At 72.6% G+C, this 22,428-nt stretch carries 20 protein-coding genes; 15 read left to right on the top strand and 5 right to left on the bottom strand.

Annotation, left to right across the window (positions count from 1 at the left end):
• Positions 1–157 precede the first annotated feature (157 nt).
• From ACLJPY_RS47120 to ACLJPY_RS47050, 15 genes are all read left to right on the top strand, one after another.
• Positions 158–1,711 (top strand): phage tail sheath family protein, encoded by a 1,554-nt coding sequence (locus ACLJPY_RS47120; protein WP_410597529.1) that lies wholly within the window; start codon positions 158–160, stop codon positions 1,709–1,711.
• Between the two features lie 15 nt (positions 1,712–1,726).
• Positions 1,727–2,170, top strand: a complete 444-nt coding sequence (locus ACLJPY_RS47115) for a phage tail protein (RefSeq protein WP_410597528.1) — start codon at positions 1,727–1,729, stop codon at positions 2,168–2,170.
• A gap of 4 nt (positions 2,171–2,174) precedes the next feature.
• Positions 2,175–2,615 (top strand): hypothetical protein, encoded by a 441-nt coding sequence (locus tag ACLJPY_RS47110; protein WP_410597527.1) that lies wholly within the window; start codon positions 2,175–2,177, stop codon positions 2,613–2,615.
• Positions 2,612–2,770, top strand: coding sequence for a DUF6760 family protein (locus ACLJPY_RS47105; protein WP_410597526.1), 159 nt, complete (start codon positions 2,612–2,614; stop codon positions 2,768–2,770). The genes ACLJPY_RS47110 and ACLJPY_RS47105 overlap by 4 nt, the downstream gene beginning before the upstream one ends.
• Positions 2,771–2,885: 115 nt before the next feature.
• Positions 2,886–5,615: a hypothetical protein gene (locus ACLJPY_RS47100; protein WP_410597525.1), complete on the top strand. Its 2,730-nt coding sequence runs from the start codon at positions 2,886–2,888 to the stop codon at positions 5,613–5,615.
• A gap of 11 nt (positions 5,616–5,626) precedes the next feature.
• Positions 5,627–6,073 carry a phage tail protein gene (locus ACLJPY_RS47095; protein ID WP_410597524.1) on the top strand — a complete coding sequence of 149 codons (447 nt, stop codon included), beginning with the start codon at positions 5,627–5,629 and terminating at the stop codon, positions 6,071–6,073.
• 2 nt (positions 6,074–6,075) lie between these two features.
• A complete protein-coding gene (locus tag ACLJPY_RS47090; RefSeq protein ID WP_410597523.1) occupies positions 6,076–6,843 on the top strand; it encodes a LysM peptidoglycan-binding domain-containing protein in 768 nt (255 codons plus the stop codon).
• Positions 6,836–8,656 (top strand): VgrG-related protein, encoded by a 1,821-nt coding sequence (locus ACLJPY_RS47085; RefSeq protein WP_410597522.1) that lies wholly within the window; start codon positions 6,836–6,838, stop codon positions 8,654–8,656. The genes ACLJPY_RS47090 and ACLJPY_RS47085 overlap by 8 nt, the downstream gene beginning before the upstream one ends.
• Before the next feature lie 12 nt (positions 8,657–8,668).
• Entirely contained in the window at positions 8,669–8,950 is a 282-nt protein-coding gene (locus tag ACLJPY_RS47080) for a PAAR domain-containing protein (protein ID WP_410597521.1), read from the top strand.
• A gap of 1 nt (position 8,951) precedes the next feature.
• Entirely contained in the window at positions 8,952–9,362 is a 411-nt protein-coding gene (locus tag ACLJPY_RS47075; protein WP_410597520.1) for a GPW/gp25 family protein, read from the top strand.
• Complete coding sequence (locus tag ACLJPY_RS47070; protein ID WP_410597519.1) at positions 9,362–11,323, top strand: putative baseplate assembly protein; 1,962 nt, start codon at positions 9,362–9,364, stop codon at positions 11,321–11,323. Before ACLJPY_RS47075 ends, ACLJPY_RS47070 begins: the two co-directional genes overlap by 1 nt.
• Positions 11,320–11,859 carry a phage tail protein gene (locus tag ACLJPY_RS47065; RefSeq protein WP_410597518.1) on the top strand — a complete coding sequence of 180 codons (540 nt, stop codon included), beginning with the start codon at positions 11,320–11,322 and terminating at the stop codon, positions 11,857–11,859. The genes ACLJPY_RS47070 and ACLJPY_RS47065 overlap by 4 nt, the downstream gene beginning before the upstream one ends.
• A 3-nt stretch (positions 11,860–11,862) precedes the next feature.
• The gene (locus ACLJPY_RS47060; RefSeq protein ID WP_410597517.1) at positions 11,863–12,840 is read left to right on the top strand and encodes a zinc ribbon domain-containing protein; all 978 of its coding nucleotides are present in this window, start codon (positions 11,863–11,865) and stop codon (positions 12,838–12,840) included.
• Between the two features lie 29 nt (positions 12,841–12,869).
• The gene (locus tag ACLJPY_RS47055) at positions 12,870–16,895 is read left to right on the top strand and encodes a VWA domain-containing protein (protein ID WP_410597516.1); all 4,026 of its coding nucleotides are present in this window, start codon (positions 12,870–12,872) and stop codon (positions 16,893–16,895) included.
• Positions 16,896–16,993: 98 nt separating this feature from the next.
• Complete coding sequence (locus ACLJPY_RS47050) at positions 16,994–18,325, top strand: hypothetical protein (protein WP_410597515.1); 1,332 nt, start codon at positions 16,994–16,996, stop codon at positions 18,323–18,325.
• Positions 18,326–18,331: 6 nt separating this feature from the next.
• Here ACLJPY_RS47050 and ACLJPY_RS47045 read toward each other — a convergent pair whose 3' ends face one another.
• The 5 genes from ACLJPY_RS47045 to ACLJPY_RS47025 form a co-directional block, all read right to left on the bottom strand.
• Positions 18,332–18,958: a response regulator transcription factor gene (locus ACLJPY_RS47045; RefSeq protein WP_410597514.1), complete on the bottom strand. Its 627-nt coding sequence runs from the start codon at positions 18,956–18,958 to the stop codon at positions 18,332–18,334.
• Positions 18,959–19,063: 105 nt separating this feature from the next.
• A complete protein-coding gene (locus tag ACLJPY_RS47040; protein ID WP_410597513.1) occupies positions 19,064–19,714 on the bottom strand; it encodes a response regulator in 651 nt (216 codons plus the stop codon).
• A 4-nt stretch (positions 19,715–19,718) separates the two neighbouring features.
• Positions 19,719–20,396, bottom strand: coding sequence for a sensor histidine kinase (locus ACLJPY_RS47035; RefSeq protein ID WP_410597512.1), 678 nt, complete (start codon positions 20,394–20,396; stop codon positions 19,719–19,721).
• A 465-nt stretch (positions 20,397–20,861) separates the two neighbouring features.
• On the bottom strand, positions 20,862–21,617 hold the full coding sequence (locus ACLJPY_RS47030; protein ID WP_410597511.1) for an MBL fold metallo-hydrolase: 756 nt from the start codon (positions 21,615–21,617) through the stop codon (positions 20,862–20,864).
• 17 nt (positions 21,618–21,634) lie between these two features.
• Positions 21,635–22,420: an alpha/beta fold hydrolase gene (locus tag ACLJPY_RS47025; RefSeq protein ID WP_410597510.1), complete on the bottom strand. Its 786-nt coding sequence runs from the start codon at positions 22,418–22,420 to the stop codon at positions 21,635–21,637.
• Between the last annotated feature and the right edge of the window lie 8 nt (positions 22,421–22,428).

The raw sequence follows: 22,428 nt of genomic DNA, 5'->3' as shown, positions 1-22,428 counted from the left end.
GCCTGCCGCACAGGCGGGCACGGCTGCCCGAACGGGCAGTTGCCTTTAAGGGCAGAGATCGGTTCCCGCGGGCCTAGCCGCACGGGCGTTCCGTGGAGAACGCCCTGGCAGCAGCATCCTCGATGACAAGACTCGTGCGTCGACAAGGGAGGCACGCATGCCCACCTATCTCACGCCGGGGGTGTACGTCGAGGAGATCGAGGCCGGCGCACGGCCGATCGAGGGCGTGGGCACCGCCGTCGCCGCCTTCGTCGGGTTTGCCTCCGACGGTCCCTTCAACACCCCGACGCTCGTCTCCAACTGGGGCCAGTTCACCCAGACCTTCGGTGACTTCCTCGAGGGCTGCTACCTGGCGCAGTCCGTCTACGGCTACTTCCTCAACGGTGGCACCAACTGCTACATCGTCCGCATCGGCGGGTCGCGCGCGCAGGACAACGGCGCCGGGCCGAAGCGGATCGAGGGGCGGCAAGCCGTGCTCGGGGGCTACCGGTTCGTCGCGAAAGAACTGCCGGAAGGCAAGCAGGGCGGGGACATCACCGTCGAGGTGGCCGAACCGACCGGTGACAACCCCGCCGAAGACCGGTTCACCGTGCTCGTCAAGCAGGACGGCAAGGTCGTCGAGACGCACAACGTGACGACCAAGCGGACCAAGGAGAACGTCGTCACCGCGGTGCGGGAGAAGTCGAACCTCATCACGGTCGAAGAGGTCGCCGCCGGCGGGGCGGTCGCCAAGCCGGACAAGGGCACCGCCGTGCTCTCCGCGCCGCCGAGGGAGGCGGACGCACCGCCGGTGCCGCGCCGGGTCGCCGCCGACGACTACGTCGGCGACGTCGCCGACCGGACCGGGTTCGGCGGCCTGGAGGCGATCGACGAGATCACCATGGTCGCCGCGCCGGACCTGATGGCCGCCTACCAGCGCGACCTGATCGATCTCGACACCGTCAAGGCCGTGCAGCTGGCGATGATCGCGCACTGCGAGCTGATGGGCGACCGGATGGCCATCATCGACCCGCCGCCGGCGCTCAACCCCCAGGAAGTCCGCAGCTGGCGGATGGACGCGGCCGGCTACGACTCCAAGTACGCCGCGCTGTACTACCCCTGGGTCCAGGTCCTCGACCCCGCGTCGGGCACCAACGCGTTCATCCCGCCGAGCGGCCACATGGCCGGTGTGTGGGCCCGCACCGACGCCACCCGCGGTGTCCACAAAGCTCCCGCCAACGAGGTCGTCCGCGGCGCGCTCGCGCTCGAGACGCACCTGACCAAGGCCGAGCAGGAACTGCTCAACCCGATCGGCGTCAACTGCGTCCGGTCGTTCTCCGGCAAGGGCATCCGGGTCTGGGGCGCGCGGACGCTCTCGAGCGACCCGGCGTGGCGCTACCTGAACGTCCGGCGGCTGTTCAACTACCTCGAGGAGTCGATCCTCGGCGGCACGCAGTGGGTCGTGTTCGAGCCGAACGACGACGCGCTGTGGGCGCGGATCCGGCGCACGATCAGCGCGTTCCTGGTGATGGAGTGGCGCAAGGGCGCGTTGTTCGGGCTCACGCCGGACGAGGCCTTCTTCGTCAAGTGTGACCGCGAGACCAACCCGGCCGAGGGCATCGACCTCGGCCAGGTGATCTGCGAAGTCGGCATCGCCCCGGTGAAACCGGCGGAGTTCGTGATCTTCCGGCTGGCGCAGATGTCCGGCGGCACCAGCCTCGTCAACGAGTAGTGAAGGGACTCCACCATGGCACTTCCCGATCTCGACAAGGCGGTCGGCCACTCCTTCGGGCTCGAGATCGACGGCGTCCAGATCAAGCAGATCTCCGAGGTCACCGGCCTCAAGATGGAGCAGGACGTCATCGAGCTCAAGCAGAACACCGCGGACGGCAAGTACGTCATCAAGAAGCTGCCCGGCCGCCCCAAGGCGGGCGAGGTCACGCTGACCCGCGGCCTCACCGACGACAACAGCTTCGAAAAGTGGGTCAAGGACGCGCACTTCGGCAAGATGACGACGGCCCGCAAGGGCGGCGCCATCATCGTCTACGACTACGAAGGCTCCGCGCTCAAGCGCTACAAGCTCACCAACGCCTGGCCGAAGAGCCTGGAAATCGGCTCGCTGAAGGCCGGCGACACGAGCGTGCTCACCGAGAAGCTCGTCATCACCTACGAGCAGATGGAAGTCGAGTGAGCCGATGCGCAGGGTGATGGCGTCGGCGCCGGTCGAAGAGGCACCACCGGAGGAGCCTCGGACCGAGCGGCCGAAGCTGCGGACGGAGTTCGCGTTCGAGCTCCCGCGCGGGTACGTCGACGACGAGGGCAAGGTGCACCACTCGGGCGTGATGCGCCTGGCCACCGCCCGCGACGAGCTGATCCCGCTGCGGGACGACCGGGTGCGCGAGAACTCGGCGTTCCTCACGGTGGTGCTGCTGGCCCGCGTGGTCACCCGGATCGGCGACATCACCGACGTGCACGCCGGGATCATCGAGAACCTGTTCGCTTCCGACCTGGCGTTCCTGCAGGACATGTACCGCCGGGTCAACAGCGAGGGCCACACCCGGGCGGGCGTGGCGTGCCCGGAGTGCGGCCACAGCTTCGTCGTCGACGTCGCCGGCGGCCGCCTGGGGGAATCGTGACGTACGCGGCCGACCGGCTGCACGAGGAAGTCGCGTACGTCGCCTACCACCTGCACTGGTCGCTCGACGAAATCCTCGACCTCGAACACCCCGACCGGTTGACCTACGTCGCCGAGATCGCCCGGATCAACACCCGGATGAGCCAGGGACGGTGACGCGATGTGGTTCCGCAGGAAGGAGCCGACGCCGCCGGCGCCTTCGTCCGGGCCTTTGCCTGCGCCTTCGCCGGTTCCGGCCGCGTTGCCGGTGACGCGCGGGGAGTGGCGGAGCGTGGCGCCGATCCAGCGGGTGCTGGGCGAGCACCCGCTGGTCAACCCGGTGCAGCGGTTCAGCTCGACGTTGACGTCCTGGCGCAGTCCCGGCTACCTGGAGCCGCTCGGGCACCGGGTCGGGCCTTCGGAACCCGCCGGAGTCATCGGCGACCTGGCCCGGCCGGTGCCGGACCTGCCGTTGGTCCAGCGGGTGGCTGCTTCTGCGCATTCGTCTTCCGGGGCGACGGGGGTGGTGTTGCCGGTTGTCGCGGCGGGTGAGGCCGTGCGGCCGCTGACGTCCGCGAGTGGAGCGGTTACGCCGACGGTTCGGAACCTGCAGGCGGAACCGTCCCTTGTGGACGCTCCGGTGGTCGAGGACGTACCGGTGAATCCATCGGCGGCGCCTGAATTGCCGCTCGTCCAGCGGACGGAGCAGGCGACGCCCCGCCGGCTGGGGCTCGGCGCGCCGATGCTGCCGGAGGGTTCTCGTGCGGCGGGGTTGCCGGTGTCGCGGGTCGCGGAGTCACCGCCGGTCTACAGTTTTCGTCCGCTCGAGGGCCCGGAGATGCGGTCCGGGACGACGGAGCCGCCTGGCAGCTCGGGCGGCTCGACGAGCGTTTCCCCGCCGGCGGAGCGGGCGCTCCCGGTGGCGCGGGCGGTCGAGGAGCCGCTTCCGGCGACGCCGAAGGGTGGTGATCGTTCGACGGCCGGGGCGGGGCAGAGTGCTTTGTTGCCGGTAACACGATCGGGTGAGTTGCCGGCTGTTTCGGTCGCGCGGGCGGTGGAAGGTCCTTCTAAGCCGATCGGGGTGGCCGAATCCGAGGATGCACCGACAGCGGGGATCGCGGCGCTTCCGGTAGCGCCGGTCGTTGGTGACTCCGCCTCGCCGACGGGGACACGGGAGGCCGACCCGATTCTGCCGGTGGCACGGGCCATCGACGGCTCCGGATCGTCGGCGGGGCGGTTATCTGAGGACTCGGTGGGCCGGTCCATCGACGCTGCCGCATCGCCCGCGCCGACTCCGGCGGCTGACGCACCGATTCTTCCGGTGGCACGGGCCGTCGATGGCTCCGCGTCGCCTGCGCCGACGCAGTCGGCCGAGGCTGCGGCGCTTCCGGTGGCACCGACCATCGATAGCTCTGCGTCGCCTGCGGCTATGCGGTCGGATGGGACCGAGGTGCTTCCGGTGGCACGGGCCATCGATGGCTCAGCGCCGCCTGCGGCGATGCGGTCGGACGGGACCGCGGCGGTTCCGGTGATCGATGGCTCGGCACCGTCGATGGGGACTCGTCCGGCCGAGGTGCTTCCGGTGGCGCGTGTGATCGATGGCTCTGCGTCGCCTGCGGCCACGCAGTCGGTCGGTAGCGCGGCGGTTCCGGTGATCGATGGCTCGGCACCGTCGATGGGGACTCGTCCGGCCGAGGCGATTCCGGTGGCACGGGTCATCGATGGCTCTGCGTCGCCTGCGGCCACGCAGTCGGTCGGTAGCGCGGCGGTTCCGGTGATCGATGGCTCGGCACCGCCGATGGGGGCGCGTCCGGCCGAGGCGCTTCCGGTAGCGCGCGTGATTGATGGCTCTGCGTCGCCTGCGGCGATGCAGTCTTCCGATGCTGCGGCGCTTCCGGTGGCGGGGATTGCTGGCACTGCATCGTCGTTGGCTCGACCGGCTGACCCGGCTCTGCCGGTGGCGCGGCTGATTGACGGTTCCGCTCCACCTGCGGCGGCGGTTCCGGTGGCGCCGGTGATCGGTGGCTCAGCATCGTCGGCTGAGGTGCTTCCGGTGGCACGGGCCATCGATGGCTCCGCTCAACCTGCGGTGACGCGGTCGGCTGCCGTGGAGCTGCCGGGAGCGCCGGTGATTGGTGGCACTGCATCGTCGGTGGCGGCACGACCGGTCGGGGCATTGCCGGTGGCGCGGGCGATCGACGGTTCCGCGTCGCCTGCGGCGACCCCGTTACCTGCGGCCCCGGTGGGCCCGTCCATGGACACCGCATCGTCGGCAGCGGCCGACCTGCCGGTTCTTCCGGTGGCGCGGGCTATCGATGGCCCCGCGTCGCCTTCGGCGACGCGGTCGGCCCACGCTGCGGTGCTTCCCGTTGCGCGGGTGATCGATGGCTCGGCACCGTCGATGGGGGTCCAACCGGCCGGCGGACTGCCGGTGGCGCCGGTGATCGATGACCCTGCATCCTCGAGAACCCGGGCGGCCGAGGCGCTTCCGGTGGCGCGGATGATCGATTCCGCCCCATCGGCAGTGGCACAGGCGGCCGAAGCCAACGCTTCTTCCGTGGCACCGACGATCGACGGCGCCACCCTGCCGGTGGTCGCGCGAGCGGTCGAGGCCATGGCTCGTCCCGCCACACCCACGAGCACCGCATCGCCGACGGGAGGTCGTGCCACCGACGCGGCGGAACCGGGCATCGACGCCACGGCACATCCTGTGGTCGCCAGAGTCGCCGACTCGGCAGCGCTTCCGGTGGCCCGGACTTTCGATGGTTCCGCACCTCCCGAGCCCGCACCAGCCACCGACACCGTCTCGCGCACCATCGAGAACCCGCCGCCCTCCGCGGTTCACGAAAGCGACTCGACCCACCAAAGCGTCGTCCAACGCACTCCCGAACCCGCCGCCGCGCAGCCACCGGGAACCGAAGAGCTCGTCAAAAAGCTCTTCGACCCACTGCTGCGCCGCCTCAAGACCGAACTTCGTCTCGACCGTGAGCGCCGGGGTGTGCTCACCGATCGTCCGCACTGAAGGAGGAGCCGATGCCCGATTCCGAAGAGGCCGTTGCCGTCTGCTACGTCGTCAAGCTGGACGACAAGAACCTCGGGAACCTCGGTGCCTTCTCCAGCTGTGACGGTCTCGGCTGCGAATTCGTCATGGAACAGCGGGAAGAGGGCGGGAACAACGGCATGGTCTGGCAGCTGCCGACCCGGATCAAGTACTCGAACGTCAAGCTCTCGCGGCCCGTCACCGAAGCCAGCTCGCAGATCACCCGGTGGTTCGCCAGCCTGGCGAGCGGGATCGAACGCAAGACCGCCACCATCGAGGCCCGCACCCTCGAAGGCAAGGTCATCGCCAGCTGGGCGCTCGAAGGCGTCGTCCCGGTGCGCTGGAGCGGGCCGCAGCTCTCGCCCGACTCACCCAAGGTCGCCACCGAGACCCTCGAACTGGCCCACCACGGCTTCCTCAGCCCGGCGAAGAAGGGCTGACGATGTCCTCGCCCGTCACCTTCACCTCGGCCGGCTCGCAGCCGCCTGCCGCCTACGGCTCCGGGGAACCGGCGCCCAGCAACCTGCAGCGTGCGCTGCTCAAGGTGCACAAACCGCCGCAGTCGGGCGGGACCGGGCAGCCGCCCGGGGACTGGATGTTCGACATCAACTTCCAGTTCAACCCCAAGGAACTCTCGCTGAGCAAGAACGCCAAATGGGGCCGGGACGCGCAGCCGAACGCCAAGAAGAGCGCGCCGCCGCAGTTCAAAGGGTCCGATCCGGCCAAGCTCGCGCTCGAGATGTTCCTCGACGCCACCGCCAAGATGGACGACGCCGTCGTCAAGAAGGTCGAGCAGCTGTTCAGCTGCTGCGTGGCCACCGAGGACAGCCGCCAGCACCGCAAACCCTCGCCGCCGTGGGTGATCTTCAAGTGGGGCGGCATGACCGGGTTCCCCGCCTACGTCTCGTCCGTCACCGCGAAGTACACGCTGTTCACGCCGTCGGGGACGCCGGTGCGGGCGGTCTGCACGGTGAACCTGGAGGAGATCTCCGGCGAGCTGGGCGGCCAGAACCCGACGTCCGGCGCGCTCGCCGCGCGGGACACGCACGTGCTCGTCGCCGGCGACTCGCTGCCGTCGGTGGCGTTCCGCGCCTACGGCGACGCCGGGAAGTGGCGCGAGATCGCCGACGCCAACGGCATCGACGACCCGATGCGGCTGCGGCCCGGCACCCGGCTCCTGGTGCCCGCGCTGGAGGAGCTCGATGGCTAACGAGACCTTCACGAACACCCTCATGGTCGAGGTCGAGGGCACCGCGCTGCCCGACGACGTCAAGGTGATGCTGAGCTACGCCTACGTCGACGACAGCCGGAACCTGCCGGACACCTTCGTGCTGCGCTTCCGCGACCCCGGGACCGTCGTGCTCGACAAGGGTAAGTTCAAGGTCGGGGCCAAGATCAAGCTCAAGGTCCAGACGTCGGACCCGGACGCCCCGCAGGACCTGCTCTCGGGCGAGGTCACCGCGGTCGCGATCGACCTGGACCCGCACGGCACGTTCACCGAGGTCCGCGGGTACGACCACGCGCACCGGCTGTTCCGCGGCCGCCGGGTCGCGGCGTACCCGGACATGACCGTCGCGGACGTCGTGCGCAAGGTCACCCGGCGCGCGAACATCCAGGTCGGCCGGATCGACGACGTCAAGGGCTTCCGCGGCCGGCCGAACACCCAGCTGTCCCAGGACAACGTCAGCGACTGGGAGTTCCTGTCCCGGCTGGCCGACGTGGTCGGCGCGCAGATCGCCGTCCGGGACGGCAAGCTGAACTTCGAACTCCCCGAAAAGCCCGCCGGCGCGCCTTCGACGACCACGAAGGCCACCGCCGACCCGCTCGTCCTCGAAGCCCACGGGACCCTGCTCAGCCTGCGCGCCAGCGTGACCGCGGCCGAACAGGTCCCCGAGGTGCGGGTCACCGGCTGGGACTACGAGAACAAGCAGGCGATCACCGCCACCGCGACCCCGAAGAACGCGGGCACGGAGGTGCCGGTCGACCCGGTGGAACTGGCCGGCAAGTTCGGCGGCCCGCCCTTCCTCGACGCCGCCGCGCCGCGGCGCACCCAGGGCGAGGCCGACGCGACCGCGAAGGCCCTGGCCGACCGGTTCGGCAGCGCCTGCACCGAACTCGACGGCGTCGCCAAGGGCAACCCGAAGCTGCGCGCGGGCGCGGCCGTCACGCTCACCGGCGTCGGCAGGCCGTTCGCGGGCAAATACACGCTGACCAGCACGCGGCACCTGTTCAACGACGAGGTCGGCTACACCACCGAGTTCGCCGTGTCCGGCCGCCAGGAACGCTCGCTCTACGGCCTGGTCGCGGGCGGGGCCCAGCACTCGCCGTGGCCGGGTGTCGTGCCCGCGCAGGTCACCGACCTCAAGGACCCGGCGAAGCTCGGCCGGGTCAAGCTCACCTTCCCGTGGCTGGACAAGGAGTTCACCAGCACCTGGGCCCGCACGGTCCAGCCCGGCGCGGGCCGGGACCGGGGTGCGCTGGTGCTGCCCGAGGTCGGCGACGAGGTCCTGGTCGGGTTCGAACACGGCGACTTCGAAGCGCCGTACGTGCTCGGCGGGCTCTACAACACCAAGGACACCGCGCCGTCGAAGTTCGGCAAACCCGTCGTCGACGCCAACAGCGGCGAAGTCGCCCTGCGCGGGTTCGTCTCGCGGAAGGGCCACAAGCTCGAATTCGCCGAGGATGACGGGATCACCCTGTCGTCGGGCGACGCGAAGTTCGTGGTCAAGATCGACCAGAAGAACCAGGTCATCGAGGTGACCAGCGGCAAGAGCGTCACGGTCAAGGCGCAGAACGGCGTGCGCATCGACGCCGGCAGCGGGCCGCTGGAGCTCAAGGGCCAGAAAGTCACGGTCAAGTCCCAGACCGACGCCAGCGTCGAGGCGACCAGCCGGCTGAAGCTGAGCGGCACCGCGGGTGTGCAGGTCGAGGGCGCCACCGTGTCGGTCGCCGGCCAGGGCCAGACGGAGCTGACCGCGAGCGGTGTCGTCACCGTGCGCGGCAGCGTGGTCAAGATCAACTGACGGGGAGTGCGCATGCCACCAGCCGCGAGGGTCGGCGACCCGACCGGGCACCCGGGCGTCATCGCCGGGCCGGGGGTGCCGACAGTGCTCATCGGCGGGCTGCCCGCCGCGAACGTCGGGACGCCGCACACGTGCTCGTTCCCGCCGCCCGCGGTGCACCCGCCGTCGCCGATCGCGCCGCCGGGCTGCCCCACGGTGCTGATCGGCGGCACGCCGGCCGCCCGGATGGGCGACCTGGCCGCGTGCGGCGCGCCGATCGTCATGGGCTGCCCGACCGTCCTGATCGGAGGCTGACGTGGATTTCCTGGGCCGGGGACTGGCGTTCCCGCTGCACACCGACGCGACCGGCTCGATCGCGCTGGTCGGCGGCGAACGCGAGGTCGTCGAGAGCATCCGGCTGATCCTGGCGACGTCGCCGGGGGAGCGCCCGATGCGCCCCGAGTTCGGCTGCGCGGTGCACGACCTCGTGTTCGCGCCCGCCGACGCGGCGACCGCCGGGCAGATCGCCTACGAAGTCCGGGTCGCGCTGGAGCGCTGGGAGCCGCGGATCACCCTCGACGACGTCGTCGTCGGCTTCGACGAGGCCGACCGGGGCACCCTGCTGATCGACATCCGCTACCGGCTGCGCGGCACCAACGACCCGCGCAACCTCGTCTTCCCCTTCTACGTCATCCCGCCGCACGAGCCGGGCGAGGACGGTGCCTGATGTCCCTGCCGATGCCCAACCTCGACGACCGCCGGTTCCAGGACCTGGTCGACGAAGCCAAGTACCTGGTCCAGCGCAACTGTCCGGAGTGGACCGACCACAACGTCTCCGACCCCGGCGTGACGCTGATCGAGACGTTCGCGCAGATGGTCGACCAGCTGCTCTACCGGCTCAACCGGGTGCCCGACCGGCACTACCTGCGCTTCCTCGAACTGATCGGGGTCCGGCTGTTCCCGCCCGCCGCGGCGCGGACCGACGTGACGTTCTGGCTTTCGGCGGCCCGCGACGTCCCGGTGGTCGTCGCGAGCGGCAAACAGGTCGCGAGCGTGCGCAACGAGGTCGAAGACCCGGTGGTCTTCACGGTCGAGCGCACGCTGGACATCGTCCCGTGCTCGCTCGCGCACCTGGCGACCGGCACCGCCGGCACCGGCCTGCCGCCGGTCGACCGCACGGACGAGCTGCTCGTCGGCGGCAGCCCCGCGGCCTTCGGCGAGACCCCGGCACCGGGTGACTCCGTCCTCTTCGGACTGTCGGACGCCGTCCCCGGCTGCGCGGTGCTGCTGCGGGTGGACTGCGAGGTCGAGGGCCAGGGCGTCGACCCGCGCGACCCGCCGTGGCTGTGGGAGGCCTGGGACGGCACCGGCTGGGCGGCGTGCGAGGTCGACCGGGACAGCACCGGCGCGTTCAACCGGGCCGGCGACATCGTCGTGCACGTCCCGCCCGCGCACGCGACTTCGGTGCTCGCGCGGCAGCGGGCCGGCTGGCTGCGGTGCCGCCTGGTCGAGGCGAAGCCGAACCAGCCGTTCTACCAGCGCCCGCCGCGGCTGCACGCGGTCGAGGCCTCGACGATCGGCGGCACGGTGGGCGCCGTGCACGCCGAAATCATCCGCAACGAGGTCGTCGGGACCTCCGACGGCACGCCGGGCCAGCGGTTCCCGCTCGGCCGGCCGCCGGTGGTCGTCGGCGAGGGCGAACTGGTCGTCGAGGTCTCCGGCCCGGACGGCTGCCAGCCGTGGACGGAAGTCCGGTCCTTCGCCGACTCCGGCCCGGACGACCGGCACGTCGTGCTCGACCGCGTCGGCGGGGCGGTCGAGTTCGGGCCCGCGGTGCGCCAGCCCGAGGGCGGCCTGCGGTACTACGGGGCCGTCCCGCCGAAGTCGGCCGCGATCCGCGTGCCCGAGTACCGGTCCGGGGGCGGCCGGCGGGGCAACGTCGCCCGCGAAGTCCTCGAAGTGCAGCGGGACCCGATCCCGTTCGTCAGCAGCGTGGTGAACCGGCGGCCGGCGATCGGCGGGGTGGACGGCGAGTCGGTCCGCGACGCGGCGGTCCGCGGCCCGCTGCTGCTGCGCACCCGCGACCGCGCGGTCACCGCCGAGGACTACGAGCAGCTCGCGCGCGAGGCCGCGCCGGAAGCGGCCCGCGTGCGGTGCATCCCGGCGCACGGCACCGACGGCCGCGAAACCGGCGCCATCCGGGTCCTCGTCGTGCCGGCCGTGCCCGACACCGGCGAACTCGCCTTCGCCACGCTGATGCTCGAACCCGGCCTGCGCGGCCGGATCGAACGCCACCTCGGCGAACGGCGCTGCGTGGGCGCGCTCGTGTCCGTGGAGCCGCCGTTCTACCAGGGTGTCACGGTGGTGGCGCGGCTGCGGGCCCGCCGCCGGACGACGGCGGGCACGCTGGGCGCCCGGGCGAGCCAGGCCCTCTACGACTACTTCAACCCGATCAGCGGCGGCCCGGACGGCGAAGGCTGGCCGTTCGGCCGCCCGGTGCAGTCCGGCGAGGTCTTCGCGGTGCTGCAGCGGCTGCCCGGCGTCGAGCTGGTGGAGGACGTGCGGCTGTTCGCCGCGAACCCGATCACGCGCGAGCGCGGCGAGCAGGTCGACCGGCTCGACCTGCCGCCCAACGCGCTGGCGTTCTCGTTCGGGCACCAGGTGCGGGTGCGGGAGGCGGGCGCGTGAGGACCGGCGTCCCGGGGCTGGCGAGCCCGCACCCGATCGGCGAGCAGCTGCCCGCGGTCTACGCCGAGGACCGGTTCGTGCAGGGCTTCACCGGTGCACTGGACGAAGTCCTCGCCCCGGTCTTCGCCACTTTGGACAACTTCGCGGGCTACCTCGACCCGGGGGTGGCGCCCGCGGACTTCGTCGCCTGGCTGGCGCACTGGGTCGCCCTCGGCGTCGACGAGAGCTGGGACCCCGCGCAGCTGCGGCAGCTGGTGACGCGCTCGGTCGAGCTGCACCGGTGGCGCGGCACCCGGCGTGGCTTGGCCGAGCACGTCGGGCTGCTGACCGGCGGCGCGGTCGAGGTGACCGACAGCGGCGGCGTCGTCGCCGACCCGCAGCCCGGCGCGCCGCTGCCCGATCCGGGGCCGCCCTGGGTGCAGGTGCGCGTGCGGGTGCCCGATCCGGGCCGGCTCGACGTGCGGCGGCTGACGGCGACGGTCGTGGATGCGGTGCCCGCCCACGTGCGGGTCACGGTGGAAGTGCTGGAGGGCTAGCGGATGGTCACCTACGCGGAGTGCGGGCACCAGGGGCCCGCCGACGTCGAGTTCTGCGGCGAATGCGGCCGCTACCTGAAGTGGGACGACGACGGCCCGGTCGCGGTGCGGTCGCAACCGGTGGTGCAGCAGCAGGTCGTGCAGCCCGCCGAGCCGGTCGCCCCGGTCCGGCAGCCGGTGCAACAAGCGGTCGAGGAGCAGGTCCTCAGCCCGGGCGACCTGATCTGCGGCCGGTGCGGCAAGGGCAACGCACCGGCCCGCAACTTCTGCAGCCGCTGCGGTGCGTCGCTGGCCGAGTCCGCGGTCGTCGAGACGTCGTGGTGGCGACGGCTGTCCGGCCGCAAACCGCGGGCGCACAAGGCGGGGGAGCGGCCGGGCAAGGACGGCGTCCGCCGCCGGACCGGCCGGGCCGGGGCCGCGCGCCGGACCGTGGGCAAGGTGATCCGCCGGGCGATCGCGGTGGCGCTCATCTTCTCGGCGCTGGTCTACGCGCTCTACCAGCCGTTCCGCAGCGCGATCAACACGGCGGCGACCGGGCTGTGGAGCCAGGTGACGGGGGTCTTCGAGGCCAAGCTGAACCCGGTCCACCCGGTGAAGGTGACCGCGACCGCGCAGACGACCGGGCACGCGGCGCCGCTGGTCACCGACAACGCGAAGAACACGTTCTGGGCGGCGCCCGCCGACCGGGAACAGGCGCTGGTGTTCACCTTCGACCACCCGGTGGACCTGCGGAAGGCGATCGTCCACTCCGGTGACGCGGCGAACTTCCAGGCCGAGCACCGGCCGCAGAAGCTGCACCTGGTCTTCTCCACCGGCAAGACCTACGACATGGTGCTGGCCGACACGCCCGACGCCCAGGAAGTCCCGATCGAGAACAGCGCCGGCGCCACGAGTGTCGAGCTGCACGTCGTCGGGTTGCACCGCTCGCTGGGCGGCTCGGACGTCGCGATCTCCGAGATCGAGCTGTTCGAGGCCGGCTGAGCCGGCGAAACCCGTGGGGAGGACCGACCATGCGCGCGAACCGAGCGGTGGCGGGCGTCGCGGTCGCCGCGGTGCTCGGCGGCTGGGCGATCGGCGGAGCGCTCTCGCCGACCGAGGCGCAGGCACCGGCACCGGTGCCCGCGCCCTACCGCGTCGGGTACGTCAGCGAGGCCACCACCGGCCTGTACCAGGCGACCGGGGAAGGCGCGGAGCCGGCGTTGCCGGAGGGCATCGGGAGCGTCGACGCCGACGCGTCCGCGGGCACGGGCGGCATCGTCTGGGTGAGCCACCGCGCCGCCACCGCCGGCGGTGGCGAGCGGGACGGCGAGCTGTACTACCTGCGCGACGGCGCCCGTGCGGCGCAGCGGCTGACCGACGACGACGCCGTCGACCTCCACCCGGCGCTCTCGCCCGACGGCCGCACGGTCGCGTTCGCCTCCGAACGCACCGGCAGCCGCAAGCTCTTCGTGATCGGCGTGGACGGCCGCGGCCTGCGCCAGGTGACGACCGGCCCGGCCGCCGACGACTCGCCGAGCTGGTCACCCGACGGCACCCGCCTGGCGTTCAGCAGCACGCGCGACGACCCCGCCGGGGACATCTACACCGTCCCGGCCGCCGGCGGGCCGCCGGCGCGCCTGACCACCGACCCGGCCGCCGACACCCAGCCCGCGTGGGGCCCGGCGCGGATCGCGTTCACCACCACCCGCTTCCACCCGGCGGGCGACGTCGTGCTGATCGCCGGAACCGGCGGCGCGGTCACCCGCGCGGTGCCCGATCCCGGTGACTCGTCCGAGCCCGCGTGGTCGCCCGACGGCGCCCGGCTGGCCTTCACGACCCGCGCCCAGGACCCCTTCGGCGACGTGGAGGAAGTCAGCGGCGGCAAGGTTTCGGCGATCTCGGCGCTGCCCGGCACCGGCGAAACCGAGCCGGCGTTCCGGCCGGACGGCCGGGCCGTGTTCACCGAGCTGCGCGACGGCGCCACCACCGACATCTGGAGCTCCGACGCCACCGGCGGCGACCGCCGGGACCTCACCCAGCGGCCCGGGGCCGACGAGTTCGACCCCGCCTTCTCCGCCGACGGCACCCAGCTGGCCTACACCGAGGCCGGTCCCGGCGAGTCGGCGGAGACGGCGATCGTCGTGGCGAACGCCGACGGCAGCGGTCCCCGCCCGCTGACCGGCCCGGCGGACGGGATCAAGCGCGAGCAGCACCCGGCCTGGTCGCCGGACGCCTCGATGATCGCGTTCACCGAGACCGCCGGCAGCGGCGAACGCAGCCGGGACGTGGTCCGGATCGCCCGGGTCGCCGACGGCCGGATCCTCGGTGAGATCCCGGTCCCGCCGTACCTGCGCCGGGACGACGACACCCAGCCCGTGTGGTCGGCCGACGGCACGAAGATCACCCTGACCCGGGCGGCCTCCCGGATCCCGCCGCCGCCGGCGGCGAGAGTGGTCCCGGCGGTGGTGGACGTGCCGGTCGGCCGGGGCGGCACCGGCACGGTCGACAAGACGGTGCCGACGGACAAGGTGCCCGCCAAGCCGGACATCGTGCTGCTGATGGACCAGACCGGTTCGATGGGGACCGCGCTGGCGGACGTGCAGGCCAACCTGACCAAGGTCATGGGCACCCTCACCACGGCGCAGCCGGACGCCGAGTACGCCGCCGTGGCGTTCGGCGACCGCGACGACGGCTCCGACGCGAACAATCCCCAGGGGCGCCTGTTCCAGGTGCAGCAGGACCTGACGAAGAACCAGGACGACGTGCAGGCCGCCTTCACCCGGATCACGCCCGGCGGCGGCGGGGACACCCCGGAGGACTGGATCTACGCGCTCGACCGGGTCGCCACGGGCGCGGTGACGTTCCGGCCGGACAGCAGCAGGATCGTCGTGCTGGTCGGCGACGCACCGAGCCACGACCCGAGCGGCGTGCCGCACCAGCCCGGCCAGGGCGTGACGCTCGCCCAGGCGATCGACCACCTCAAGGCGCAGGGCATCCGGGTGGTCGCGGTGTCGGCCGCGGGCGACGGCGGTGGCCTGGACAGCGACCCGGCCCGCCAGGCGACCCGGGTGGTGACCGGGACCGACGGCGTCATCGCCGGCACGAACCCGGACAACATCAGCGCCGTGATCACCGAGAAGATCGGCGACCTGCGCGTGAAGGTGCTGCCCGTGCCGTTCTGCGACCCGGGCCTGACGCTGACGTTCACCCCCGGCGGCGTGCAGCAGGTGCCGGGCGGCACGGACGCGAAGTTCACCGAAGCCGCCGCGGTGGCGGACACCGCGCCGCTCGGGGCCTTCCTGCACTGCCGGGTGGAGTTCCGGATCGACGGGGAGAACTCCGCCCGGCCCGGCTACACCGAGGACGTCACCGTGCGGGTGAAGGATCCGCGGCTGCCGCTGATCACCGTGCACGACCGGACCGTGCCCGGGACCGCGCCCACCGTCGTCGGCTACCCCGCGACCGCGGTCGACGCCGACGGCAAGACCCCGCTCACGCCGTTCTGCACGCCGTCGTCCGGGAGCCTCTTCCCGGTCGGGGCCACCACCGTCACCTGCACCGCGACCGGCCGGAACGGCACCGCCACCGAGACCGCCGTGATCGCCGTCGACCCCGGCGGGGAAGTGCGGCAGGAGCTGTGGCAGGTCGCGCTCGACGTGACCGCGGACGGCGTGGCCGCCGGCACCCAGCGGGACCTCTCCCCGTCGTTCGGGACGCCGTGCGGCACCGGACGGCAGGACTCGGCCGACGTCTCGCCGGACGGCTCGGCGCTCGCTTTCCGGAACGACACGCGGCAGCTCTGCGTGGCCCCCGCCGACGGCGGCACGGGCCGGGTGCTGGTGGACGACTCGGCGACCCTGGACGACCCCGCGTGGTCGCCCGACGGGACGCTGATCGCCTTCGACCGCACCCCCACCGAGTCCGTGCCGGGCATCCGCGTCGTGCCGGCGGGCGGGGGCGCGCCCACCCCGCTGATCGACGGCCCGGGCGGCGCCGGGCAGCCGGCGTTCCAGCGGATCGCCGACGTCGGCGTGACGGCGACCGCCGTCCCGGCCGCGATCCCCTTCGGCGGCCTCACGACGTTCGAGTTCGTGGTCACCAACCACGGTGCCGTCGCGTCGGCCCCGGCCGGGTTGTTCGTCCGGCTGACCGCCGGGCTGCGGGCGCAGGCACCGATCACCACCGCGGGCACGTGCACGCCGGACCTCGTGTGCGCGTTCGGCACGCTCGCCCCGGGTGCGCAGGCCCGGGTGCGGTTCAGCGCCACCGGAGCCGAACCGGGGACGCAGGCGGCCACCGGCACGGTCACCACGGCGGGCCGGGACGCCGACGCGCGCGACGACTCCGCCACCGCCGTGGTCACCGTCGGCGCGAAGCCGGTTCCGCCGGTGACGCCGGGATCGCTTTCGGTGGGCCTGGCGGTCTCGGCGGTCCCGCTCTTCGCCGGCGGCGACGACGTCGTGCTGACCTTCCTGGTGCACAACGGTTCCGGCGCACCGATGCCGGACGTCCGGCTGCTCACCCAGCTGCCGCCGCAGCTTCCCGTCACGTCGGTGCCGCCGGGCTGCACGCCGGCCGGGGGCAGTTGCGCGCTCGGAACGCTGGCGCCCGGCCAAACCGTCGAGCTCCGGATTTCGCTGGCGGCCGAGGCGGCGGCGGACGCGCCGGTGGCCGGCACGGTGCGCACCAGCGGACCGGACACCGACCCCGGCGACAACACGGCCGCTGCGCGGGTGGTCATCCGGCAGCCGGTGGTGACCGTCGACCCGGGCGTCGCGCCGCTGGGGGCCGTCCCGCGCGTGACGGGCACGGGCTTCCCACCGGGAGCCACGGTCCGGCTGGCGTGGTCGGAGGGCATCTCCGAGACGCCCGGCCTGGTCACCGTCGGCGTCGACGGGAAGTTCGAGGCGCAGTTCCTGGTCTTCCACCACGACCTGATCGGACCCCGCACGGTGTCGGCCGGCCCGGTGAGCGGACCGAAGTTCGGGACCGTGCCGTCGAACCCGATCCTGGTCGTCCTGCGCACGGAACAGCCCCCGTTCATCACCCGCGGCTGAGCGGCCGGACCCGCTGCCCGTAGGGGCAACCAGGGGCGCACGGCCGCACACCCGTCCGCTGCTGCCGCCACCGGGGCCGGGCGGCCAGACTTCGGCGCATGGGAGCAACGGCGACGCTGTCCGAGGCCGGCCTGGTCGCGGAACCCGGCCAGGAAACGACCTGCACGGTGACCGTCCGCAACGCCGGGCAGGTCGTCGACCAGTTCGCGATCGACGTGGTCGGCGACGCGAGTGGCTGGGCCACCGCGGAACCGGCGACGGTCAACCTCATGCCGGGGGAGACCGGGACGGTCACCGTGCGGTTCGCGCCGCCGCGGTCCTCCGACGTCCCCGCCGGCCCGGTCCCGTTCGGGGTCCGGGTGTTCTCGAGCGAGGACCCGGCCGGCTCGGTCGTCGAAGAGGGCACCGTCGAACTCGGCGCGTCCACCGAGGTGACCGCCGAGGTCGTGCCGGCCAAGGTGGAGGGCAGTTCCAAGGCCGACTTCGAGGTCGCCGTCGACAACCGCGGCAACCGGCCGGTCGCGGTCGAGCTGAGCCCGCTGGACCCGGAGGACGAGCTGGACTTCAGGCTCGAGCGCACCCGGGCCGACCTGGCCCCGGGCACCGCCGCGTTCGTCCGGATGCGCGCCCGGCCGCGGAAGCGCTTCCTGCGCGGGCCGTCCGTCCGGCACCGCTTCCAGGTGTTCGTCGTCACCGACGGGGCCGAGCCGCTCAAGACCGAGGGCACGATGGTGCAGCGGCAGCTGCTGCCGAAGTGGCTGCTGCCCGCGCTCGCCGCGCTGCTCGTCCTCCTGCTCGCCCTCGTGACGCTGTGGTTCACCGTGCTGCGCCCGGCGGTGAAGTCGGCCGCCCGCGAAGCCGCCGAGGAGCAGAACCACGAGATCGTGAAGGCGGCGCAGGACGCCGGTGCCGGCGCCGACCAGGCGCAGAAGAAAGCCGACCAGGCCAAGCAGAACTCCGAGCAGGCGATGAAGGCCGTCGGCCTGACCCCGCCGGGTGACAACCCCGCGCCGCCCGGCGCCGGTCCCGGTTCCGGTCCGGTCCCGAGCCGCGCCGCGAACGCCGCCGCCGACGGCACGCCGACGGACTTCCGGGTGGCCGCGGACGCGAAGATCGATTCGAACGTCAACCGGTTCGCCGAGTTCCCCTACAGCCTGCCGGACGCGACCAAGACGCTCGTCATCACCGACCTCGTGCTGCAGAACCCGCGCGGTGACACCGGAACCCTGCGTCTGCTGCGGGATTCCGGCGACACGAAGAGCGTTCTGCTGGAGGTGGGCCTCGGCAACTTCCGCGACCTCGACCACCACTGGCTGCAGGCCTGGCGGTTCCGGCCGGGGGAGAAGATCGTGCTCGCGGTCAGCTGCCAGAACCCGCCCGACCGCGGCCACTGCACCCCGTCGGTCTCCTTCTCCGGCCGGGTCGAGTGAGCCGGGCTAGATCAGGCCTTCGCGCAGGGCGAACGCCACGGCGTGGGCGCGGTTGCGGAGCTGGAAGCGGTTGGTGATGTCGTGCAGGATCGACTTGACCGTCCGCTCGGAGTAGCTCAGCTGCTCGGCGATCTCCTTGGTCTCGAAGCCGTCGGCGACCAGCCGCAGCACCCGCGTCTCCCGCTGGGACATCCCGGCGAGGTCCCAGCCGTTCGGGTGCAGCACGTCCCGCTGCAGCCGGGACACCCGGGACAGCAGGCGGCCCAGCAGGTCGGGCGGCAGCGCGCCTTCGCCGACGGCCGCGGCCTTCACCAGCCGCACCAGGGTGTCCGGGGTGGCGTCGGCCCGGCGGATGATCGCCGACACGCCGTTGCCCACGACGTCGAGCAGCTCGGAGTCCTCCACCTCCCCGGCGACCAGGACGACGCCGGTGTGGCCGGCGCACTGGAGGCTGCGCAGCAGCTGCCGGGCCGGTTCGTCCAGCCGCTCCACGATGACCAGCACCACGGCGGCTTCGCCGGAGCCTTCGTCGGCCAGGCGGATTTCGGGACGTGACCGCAGCGCGGCCGTGACGCCGGCGCGGGTGATGGTGTCGGTGGCGTGCAACAGCACCGGAACCTGGTCGGTGATCATCGGTGAGGCCCTCCCTCGAACGACATCGGATCGCTCCACCCCCAAGGATCGTGGTGCGGACGCCTGCCGAACAGGGACACGGAGTCCCGATGTGTCCCGCTTTCCTTAGTCCGATCGGGCAATCCCGGCCTCTTTGGCCTTCGCGATGGCCTGGGTGCGGTCGGTCACCCGGAGCTTGCGGAAGATGTGGGACACGTGGTTGCGCACGGTTTTCTGGCTCAGCACCAGCTCTTCGGCGATGGAGGCGTTGCCCATGCCGCGCGCGACGAGCTGCAGGATTTCCTTCTCGCGCAAGGTGAGCCGCGGGAACGACTCGTGCCGCGGGGTCGCCGTGCCCAGCAGCGACAGCACGCGGGTGGCGATGGCGGGGCTGAAGATGGCCTCGCCGTCGCCGATCACCCGGACCGCGCGGATGATCTGCTCGTTGCGGGCCCCCTTGAGCAGGTAGCCGCGGGCGCCCGCGCGCATGGCGGCGAACACCGCGGCTTCGTTCTCGAACATGGTCAGCATGAGCACGCCGGTGTGCGGGCGCGCGCCCACGATCCGCCGCGTCGCCTCGACGCCGTCGAGGCCCGGCAGGTTCAGGTCCATCAGGACGACGTCGGGGTCCAGCCGGCTCGCGTCGGCGACCGCCGCGCGGCCGTCCGCCGCCTCGCCGACGACCGCCATGCCGTCGGTGGCGTCGAGCATCGCGCGCAGCGCGGCCCGGAAGACGGGGTGGTCGTCCACCACCAGGACGCGCAGCGAACCGAACACCGCCTCACTTCCCCGCGGCGAGCGGCAGCCAGGCGGCGATCCGCGTGCCGCCGGAGGACACCGGCTCGACCCGGCAGCCGCCGCCGAGATCGCCGGCGCGCTCGCGCATCGACCGCAGCCCGCTCCCGCCCACCGCGGGCAGGGCCCCGCCGTCGGTGCCCACGCCGTCGTCGACGATCTCCACGTGCAGGTCGCCGTCGAGCGGCCAGAGGTGGACGGTGCACTCGCGCGCCCCGGAGTGGCGGGCGACGTTGACCAGCGCCTCGCGGATGATCCGGTACGCGGTGACCTCGACCTCGGCCGGCAACGGCGGCAGCTCGCCGCGCACCCGGACCTCGACCCGCAGCGGCCCGTGCTCGGCGGGCACCCGGGCGGTGAGCGTGGCGGCGTACCGGCGCACGGCCAGGACGAGCCCGGCGTCGTCCAGGGCCGGCGGCCGCGCGTCGGCCACGATCCGGCGCAGGTCGGTGATCGCGCCGAAGAGCTCCTCTTCGAGCCGCGCCAGCAGGTGCTCGGTGCCCGCCCGGTCCCGGGCGATCAGGTCCCGGGCGGCGCGCAGCCCGAGCACCGCGGCCGTGAGCGTCGGCCCGAGCCCGTCGTGCAAATCGTGGAGCACCCGTTTCAGCCGGTCCTCGTAGCCCGCGGGACGAACGACGTCGGCGACCACGAATGTCCGGCGCATTTTCTCCCCGTCCGCCAGAAATGGTCCGGCCCCCCGCCGCAAACCGGGGAACCAGCTCTCGTGCGGGTAGCCCAGCCGGCTGCTCCGATCCACGTAGCGGGATGGTCACCCGCTGTACTAATCGCCGCACCTCGCCTCGGCGTTTCACGGAGGACCACCCGCAAAGGTCACGGTATGGTCCCGATGCGGAAGCGCTCGTAACGACCCAGGTCGGTGCGATGATCCGACCGGACCGGTGCGCCGGGGGCGCGAAAAACCGTTCATGAACTCGGCGGTGAACCGGTGGAAATTCGACGAAGCGGCGGCGCTGCACTTTTCGTGAAGTCGCACGGCGGTCGGAGCAGCACGGCGGCGACAATTGGCGGAATGGCAACAGTGCCGCACGGCGGTTTCCGTTCGCCCGCCGTTTTCCGCGTGGGCGACCGCCCGTTCAAGCCGCCGCGGGCCGGGACCGGCGGCGGGTTTTCACCGGACCTCGACCGGCGTTCCGGGCAGCACCAGCCGGACGGGGATGCGCGGGGCGATCCGCGCCACCGCGTCGGCGTAGTGGCGCGGGTCCCGGTCGCCCTTGGTGATCATCCGGTCGCCGAGCCGCCCGCTGTGGAAGGCGTAGTGCTGCGGGATCGCCAAGGCCGGCTGCAGCGCCGCCGTCAGCCCGGCCGCCTCCTCGGCGTCCATCACGACCTGCTGGAGGTGCAGCGGCCGGATGCACAGGCCGTTGACCGGCAGGATGGCCAGGTCGAGCGGGCCGAACCGGTCCGGGATCGTGTCCAGTTCCGGAACCCGCAGCGAATCGCCGCCGAAGAAGACCGTGCGGCCGCCGGCCTGGATGACGAACGTGACCTCGTGGACGCCGTGCTTGCCCGGCGCCGCCGTCACGGTGAGGTCGCCGACCGTCGCGGCTTCCCACGCCTCGACGACCCGGATGTCGCGGAACCCCTTGTCCCGCGCGATCGCCGCGACCGTCCCGGGTCCGATCAGCGGGGTACCGAGGTCGAAGCCGCCGGCGACGAGGGCGTCGAGGTCGCAGTGGTCGTAGTGCTCGTGGCTGACGACGACGGCGTCGACCGGGCCCAGTGCGGCGACGGTCGAGGCGACCGGCTCCCCCGGGTAGTAGGTCGCGGCCTGGGTGAACCACGGGTCGGTCAGGACGCGGATCCCGCCGATGTCGATCAGCTGGCAGGCGTGCCCGATGCGGGTCACGCTCAAGGTGGTGCGCATGCCGGTGCTCCTTTTCGTCAGCGGCCGAGGTCGAGCAGGGCGCCCAGCAGTTCCTCGGGCGTTTCGACCTGCGGCAGGTGGCCGGTGCGGGGGAGCACGGTGAACGTCGACGTCGGAATCGCGGCGGCGTAGGCCTTTCCGTAGGCCGGACCGGCGATGCCGTCGCTTTCGCCCCAGATCACGTGCACGGGGACGTCGAGCTCGCCGAGCCGCCCGGCCAGCGTGGGGTCCGCCATGGTGGGGCCGGTGTAGCCGATCAGCGCCTGCAGGTCCGGGCTCGGCCCGGTGCCCCCGGCCGCCGGTGCCGGGCTCTTGGCCGGGTCGTGGAAGGACAGCTGCCGGATCTCCGGCAGCGACAGGCCGCTGATGTCGGTCAGCGGGTGGCCTTCGACCTCGATGCCGACCCCGTCGACGATGACCGCGCCGCTGACCCGCGGGCTCTTCAGCAGGGCGATCTCGGCGGCCAGCCAGCCGCCGAAGGAGTTGCCGAGCACGGTGACGTCGGTGAGGCCGAGGTCGTCCAGCAGCCCGACGTAGAGCCGGGCCAGTTCGGCCACGCCCGTGAGGTGGGCGGCCTTCGGGGTCCCGCCGAAGCCCGGGTGGGTGGGCAGCAGCACCCGGGAGTGGGTGCGTTCGGCGAGCAGGCCGGCGAACCCGGCCATGGACGCGACCCCGCCGCCGCCGTGCAGGAGCAGGAACGGGCGGGTGCGGTCGCGGTCCTCGTAGGTGAGCTCGGCGGCGCCGAGGGTGCGGGTTTCGGTGCGGGTGGGCCGGAGCGAGCCGGCCGCGGGGAGTGTCGTCATGGGTCCTT

Source organism: Amycolatopsis sp. lyj-23 (assembly GCF_046549135.1).
GTDB lineage: Bacteria > Actinomycetota > Actinomycetes > Mycobacteriales > Pseudonocardiaceae > Amycolatopsis.
This window is presented reverse-complemented; position numbering and strand designations above follow the sequence as displayed.